Here is a 6,241-nt window from a genome sequence, read left to right on the forward strand (position 1 = left end):
ATAACACGCATTTTTTAACGATATGCATGACTTATGTTCAGCTTTCGACCAAAGTCCGTTGCAATACCTGCTGACAATTTATCTTGTGCCATGGGTGACCCACCAAATTGAATATTGCATAATCGTTGAGCTTATACCTAGGCCCATAATAATGACAACAGGATCACCCATGCATAAACCCTTAGCCCCTTGCCTACTCATACTCAGCCTCACGGCCTGCCAAATGACGCCCTCGGCGGATGTCACCACGACACCGCAAACCAGTGTCAGCCAGAGCCATCAGCAACTTCAGCGCATCATAGACGATGCCTGGCAACTTAGATTAGAGTCTAGCCCAGAAATGGCGTACGCACAGGGGGATAAGACGGCGGCGGGTAAGCTCGATGACCTCTCGCCCGAGGCCCGGGCCAGCCATAACCAGGCCGAGCAGGCCCTGTTGGCACGTCTCAAGGCATTAGATACGGCATCGCTCAATGAGGCCGATCATATCGACGCCCAGATTCTCGCCTATCAGCTACAGAATAGCGTCGATCAGTATCGTTTCCACGATCATTATCTGCCGATCACCGCAGAGAGTGGCTTTCACGCCTATATCGCTTCCATCGCCAAGGGTAACTTCAAAAACGAAGCCGATTACCTCAACTACTTCAGCAAACTCGAGGCGCTGCCTCGCTATTTTGCTCAGCAAACCTATTGGCTGAAACAGGGGCTGGACCAAGGCATCACCCCGGCCAAAGTGGTCTTGAACGGCTTCGAAGAGAGTATTAGCGCCTTCATAGTGCCGGTTGAACAGAGCGGTTACTTCAAGCCCTTCACCCACTTTCCCAAGCACTTTACCCAAGCTCAGAAAGCTGAGTTGACGGCGCAGGGCAAGGCCTTGATTGAGCAGAACGTACTGCCCAGCTATCAGGCCTTCTATGACTTCATGACCCAGGAATATATTCCCGGCGCACGGGAGAGTATCGCCGCCTACGATCTTCCCGACGGTAAAGCCTTCTATGAGAATCGCGTACGCTACTACACCACGCTGCCCATGACTGCCGACGAGGTGCACCAACTCGGGCTAAAAGAGGTTAAGCGCATCCGCGCCGAGATGCAGGCGATCATAGATAAGCTCGGCTATCAGGGCAGCTTCGCCGATTTCTTACACTTCCTGCGCACAGATCCTCAGTTCTACGCCAAGACCCCGGAGCAGCTCCTGAAAGAGGCCGCCTTTATCGCCAAGAAGGCCGATGCCATGTTGCCAAAATTTTTCGGCAAACTGCCGCGCACTCCTTATGGCATCCAGGAAGTGCCTGCCGAGATCGCCCCTAAATACACCACTGGCCGTTACTCCGGCGCCAATGGTGACGACCAACCCGGCTATTACTGGGTCAACACCTATGCCCTGGACAAGCGCCCCCTGTATGAGTTGGAAGCCCTGACCCTACACGAGGCCGTGCCGGGCCATCACCTACAAATCTCTCTCAACAAGGAACTGACCTCACTGCCTAACTTCCGCCGTTACAGCTACATCTCGGCCTTTGGCGAAGGGTGGGGACTCTACTCAGAATATCTCGGGCTGGAAGGTGGTTTCTATAAAGACCCCTACAGCAACTTCGGTCGCCTTACCTATGAGATGTGGCGCGCCGCCCGTCTGGTGGTCGATACGGGCATGCATGCCAAGGGCTGGACACGTCAGCAAGCCATCGACTATATGGCTGGCAATACCGCGTTGTCGCTCCACAATGTCACCACAGAGATAGACAGATATATCTCCTGGCCGGGACAGGCGCTGTCCTACAAGATAGGCGAGCTCACCATCAAGCGTTTGCGCGCCAAGGCCGAGGAGGCCCTAGGTGATAAGTTTGATATCCGCGCCTTCCACGATGCCGTCTTGGCCAATGGCTCTGTGCCTATGGCGCTGCTCGAACAGCAGATTGACGACTTTATCGCCGCACAGGCGGCCGCTAAGTAGTAATCCTCCTCTGGCGTCCTAGTCATACGATAGTGGCGCCAGAGACACTTAGCCCCCTCAAGCCATTAATCACCATAGGATACCGTGCTACACTCAGGCATCTTGTTCCTAATTCAGATTGCCCATGTCCACAGCCCCAGTCTCTACAAGCAGTGGCACCATCGCCACAGAACTGCCGGTATTTTCCAGCGAATCAGAAGACAATCGTCAGCAGCTAGATGCTTTCTGGCGGAAGGTGGAGCAGGGCTATCTGACGACCAGTGACGGGCTCAAGCTAGCCTACTGCGTAGCCACACATCCTGAGTCGACCAGAGCGATAGTGATCAGCAGTGGTCGCGTCGAGGCTTATCTCAAGTATCAGGAACTTATCTTCGATCTGTATCAGCTAGGATATAGCGTCTACGCCCTGGACCACAGAGGTCAGGGGCTTTCAGCCAGGCTGACCGACAATCCGCACCAGGGGCATGTGGAGAAATTTGCCGACTATGTGAATGACTTTGGCCATTTCATCGATACCCTAGTGAGCCCCAAACAACATGACAGGTTGTTTCTGGTAGGGCACTCCATGGGCGGCACCATAGCCACCCTGTATCTTCAGCAGGCGCCCAAGGTATTCGATGCGGCCGTGCTATCAGCCCCCATGTATGGCATCTGTCTACCTATGCCTAAGCCTTTCGTGCGTTGGTTGGCTGGACATCTGGATAATGGCTCTAACAATAACCCCAACTATGTCTTAGGGGGCAAGGATTATGAGCCCGTCCCCTTCGAGCAAAACGACCTCACCCATAGCGCTAAGCGTTATCAAGACTACCGTCGGTTGTATGAGACCTACCCGCAGCTTCAGCTTGGCTCCCCCACCAATCGTTGGCTAATAGAGTCCCTAGATGCCTGTGAGCAGGCCATTCAAGCCGCGAAACACTCTCAGACCCCTATATTGATCTTACAGGCGGAGGAAGACTCTATCGTCGACAATCGCGCACAAGATGCCGCCAAGGGAGAGCATTGCCATTTGTATAAGGTCGTTCATGCCAGGCATGAGATCTTTATGGAAAGGGATAACGCCCGAGACCAGGCGCTGGGACAACTGGCTGATTTTCTTAGCCTACACGCTTGATAAAGCCTGCTGCTCACCGAGCCGCACCAACAAAGCACTCAACTCTTCTCCCGGCATAGGGCGGTGAAAGAGATAGCCTTGGTATAAGTCACAATGATAAGCCTTGAGTTGTTCGAACTGAGACTGGATCTCGACCCCCTCTGCGACAAACTCAAGATTCAGGCTGTGGGACATATCGATCATGGCCTTGACGATCGAGGCGGACGCCTCACCATTACCCATGTCTCTGATGAAGCTGGCATCTAACTTAAGGCGATTCAGCGGCAGTTCCTGCAGATAGCTCAGGGAGCTGTAGCCAGTACCGAAATCATCTACTGCTATGCTTATCCCCGCCTCCCTGAGCTGAGTCATGGTCTGGCGCACCTGCTGCAGGTCAGTCAATAACACATGCTCGGTAAGCTCCAGCTCGATATGGGCGGGACTGATCCCTTGCTCCTGCAGCGTGGCCAGTAACTTAGGCGCAAACTCATCCTGATGGAACTGACGCGCGCTGACATTAATTGAGACCATAGGCGGACAAATACCCTGTTCCTGCAATTCACGAATAAATCGGCAAGCCTCCATCAGCACCCACTCACCCAACTCGATAATCAAGGAGCTACCTTCGGCCACGGGAATAAAGTCGGCCGGCGAGATAAACCCATGCTGTGGATGATGCCAACGCAGCAAAGCCTCAACCGAGGCAATCTCACCCTTGGCATTCAATAGCGGCTGATAAAATAGGGACAGCTGATGACGCCTGACTGCATGTATCAGTTCAGTCCTGATCATTAGATTTTGCGCGGCACGTTTATCCATGTCGCTACTATAGACGACGCAGGCATCGCGGCCACTCTCCTTCGCCTGAGCCAAGGCCATATTAACCCGCTTCAACTGCTGCTCGGGCAAAATAGCCTCGCTAGGATCGATAATGGTTATCCCAACGCTTGCCGAGAGGTTGAAGGTATGGTCACTAATATGGAAACTGCGCCCAATCAGCTGTCGCATCTGACTCGCAAGCGCCTGGGCACGGCGCTGCGCCCCAAGCAGATCTTCTGGCAACTTCTTCACCAGGACCACAAACTCATCGGCCGCAAGACGCGCAATCAATGCATTTGAGGAGAAGCAACTCGAGAGCCGAGCGGCAATCTGAATCAGTAACCTGTCACCACCATGGTGCCCCAGGGCATCGTTAACCACCTTGAAGTTGTCTAGATCGAGTATAAATAAGGCTGCACAGCTTCCAGAATCCTCCTGCTGCTGATACAGGGCATCCATCAGGGCGCGACGATTGGCGAGATCTGTAAGCGGGTCATGCTTAGCCTGATGCATAGCCGCCTTCTGATTTCGAATATCCTCGGTCACGTCGGACATAGTACCTATCATGCGTAACGGCTTGCCCTTCTCGTTCCACTCTACCGTCATGCCACGATCTAGCACCCAAATGTAATGGCCTTGCTGATGGCGCAGTCGATGAACGCTCTCGAACTCCTCAGTTTCCCCATTGAGGTAGGCATTGAGATTATTGAGTATCGCCTCCTTATCTTCTGGGTGTAATCGCCCCTCCCAGGTTGCTAACTCGTGCACTAGATCTTCTGGCCCGTAGCCCAACATATCTTTCCAACGATCTGAAAGAAATACGCTGTTGTCCTCCAGGTTCCAGTCCCAGATGCCATAGCGTGAGACCTCCACGGCAAACAGCCATCTCTGCTCGCTATCCTTAAGCTGTTTCGCTCCCTCCTGGAACCTGTCCTTGAAACGCCTAAGGTTATTCTCTAGACCATGTAACTCCACAAAGGGGGATTCGATCGCCTTGTGCCTGGACTCCGATGCTTGCTGGCCTAAAGCTGCCGCCTGACGACTCAGGTGACGAACCGGTAACAGCACAAAATAGTAAAATAAACCAAATAAGATTAAGCTAGTTGCCAGGGCTATCGCGCCAATTCTGGTCAGACTGGCGAGTGCCGCCTCATCACTAGCGGCCAGCATAGGCGCCATATCATATTCGAGATAGATAAGCTCGGGACGCTCGACGGACATTGAAGATAACTGCGGCGTGATCGGATAATAGGCCTGAATCGATTGACGCTTATCATTGAAATATAAGCTAGGTTTTCCCTCGGCGACCCTCGCCATGTGTACCTTATTGTCATAACCATCCATCACCAGCTGCGCCGAGCTGCCGCGCCATACACCATGATTTGCAAAGCGTATGTTCCCTCTGTGATCGATGAGCGTATAGACTGAGAGCCAGATATCACTACCAAGCAGAGCTAATTCCTCCTCTACTCGCGTAAAATCTTGAGCCTTAGCAGCTAGCGCCACCAAGTGGTTCATCCGCATCAGCTCCTGAGACAAGAAGGTCACCTGGGAGGCGGACACATAGTCGCGGCGCTGCTGTCGTTCGACGAAATAACTACTGGTAATAAAAAACGCAAACAACAAGACACACACTAAGGGTGCGAAAAGAACGAGCGAGGGACGTGAGAAAAATTTCAACAAAGCCACTACACCTAAAGAAGAGGGTCGTCAGACATAACACATCTTATCAATACAGGATCAATTGCGTGTGTTTATTCCGATTATGCCACATTTAAATTAATGAGTGGCTAAACATTATTGCATTTAGCTATAAGCATATACGAATGAACTAGGAAACGAGGCGTTTACCATATCGGCAATGGCCATCCGCTACCTAATCACACACCATACAGAATTTAGATGACTTAGCACATAGGCATTTTGAAAAGTCAGAAACGAAAAAAGCCTCAGCATTTCTGCTGAGGCTTTCGTCTTAATGTTGGCGGAGCGGACGGGACTCGAACCCGCGACCCCCGGCGTGACAGGCCGGTATTCTAACCAACTGAACTACCGCTCCTTTAGTAAAACGCTTACGCGGGATACTAAATTAGGCGCCTGGAAATGACCTACTCTCACATGGGGAGACCCCACACTACCATCGGCGCAATTGCGTTTCACTTCTGAGTTCGGGATGGGATCAGGTGGGACCACAATGCTATGGTTTCCAGACAAATTTGGAAATTTGGAAAGCTGTTTGAGTTCGCACTTCAATCAAGTACTTTGTATTCTTCTGATTCAGTAACCATTACTTACTTTGCAGTAAAAACCCTTTTGGGTTGTATGGTTAAGCCTCACGAGTCATTAGTACAGGTTAGCTCAACGCCTCACAA

At 52.0% G+C, this 6,241-nt stretch carries 3 protein-coding genes, 1 tRNA gene and 1 rRNA gene; 2 read left to right on the forward strand and 3 right to left on the reverse strand.

Annotated features, from left to right (window positions below; translation table 11 throughout):
- Positions 1 to 169 precede the first annotated feature (169 nt).
- On the forward strand, positions 170 to 1,957 hold the full coding sequence (locus GNT65_RS13370; RefSeq protein WP_160797003.1) for a DUF885 domain-containing protein: 1,788 nt from the start codon (positions 170 to 172) through the stop codon (positions 1,955 to 1,957).
- Positions 1,958 to 2,081: 124 nt separating this feature from the next.
- Positions 2,082 to 3,071, forward strand: coding sequence for an alpha/beta fold hydrolase (locus GNT65_RS13375; protein ID WP_160797005.1), 990 nt, complete (start codon positions 2,082 to 2,084; stop codon positions 3,069 to 3,071).
- Here GNT65_RS13375 and GNT65_RS13380 read toward each other — a convergent pair.
- From GNT65_RS13380 to rrf, 3 genes are all read right to left on the reverse strand, one after another.
- Positions 3,060 to 5,504 (reverse strand): putative bifunctional diguanylate cyclase/phosphodiesterase, encoded by a 2,445-nt coding sequence (locus GNT65_RS13380; protein WP_338091781.1) that lies wholly within the window; start codon positions 5,502 to 5,504, stop codon positions 3,060 to 3,062. The genes GNT65_RS13375 and GNT65_RS13380 overlap by 12 nt on opposite strands.
- A gap of 347 nt (positions 5,505 to 5,851) precedes the next feature.
- Positions 5,852 to 5,928: transfer RNA gene (locus GNT65_RS13385), tRNA-Asp, on the reverse strand.
- A gap of 36 nt (positions 5,929 to 5,964) precedes the next feature.
- Positions 5,965 to 6,080, reverse strand: a 5S ribosomal RNA gene (gene rrf, locus GNT65_RS13390).
- Positions 6,081 to 6,241 lie beyond the last annotated feature (161 nt).

This window comes from Shewanella insulae (genome assembly GCF_009831655.1).
Taxonomy (GTDB): Bacteria; Pseudomonadota; Gammaproteobacteria; order Enterobacterales; family Shewanellaceae; genus Shewanella; species Shewanella insulae.

Bases quoted from the DNA above. Each gene is read 5' to 3' on its own strand.
- GNT65_RS13370 (WP_160797003.1), top strand. From the start codon at position 170: ATGCATAAACCCTTAGCCCCTTGCCTACTCATACTCAGCCTCACGGCC.
- GNT65_RS13375 (WP_160797005.1), top strand. From the start codon at position 2,082: ATGTCCACAGCCCCAGTCTCTACAAGCAGTGGCACCATCGCCACAGAA.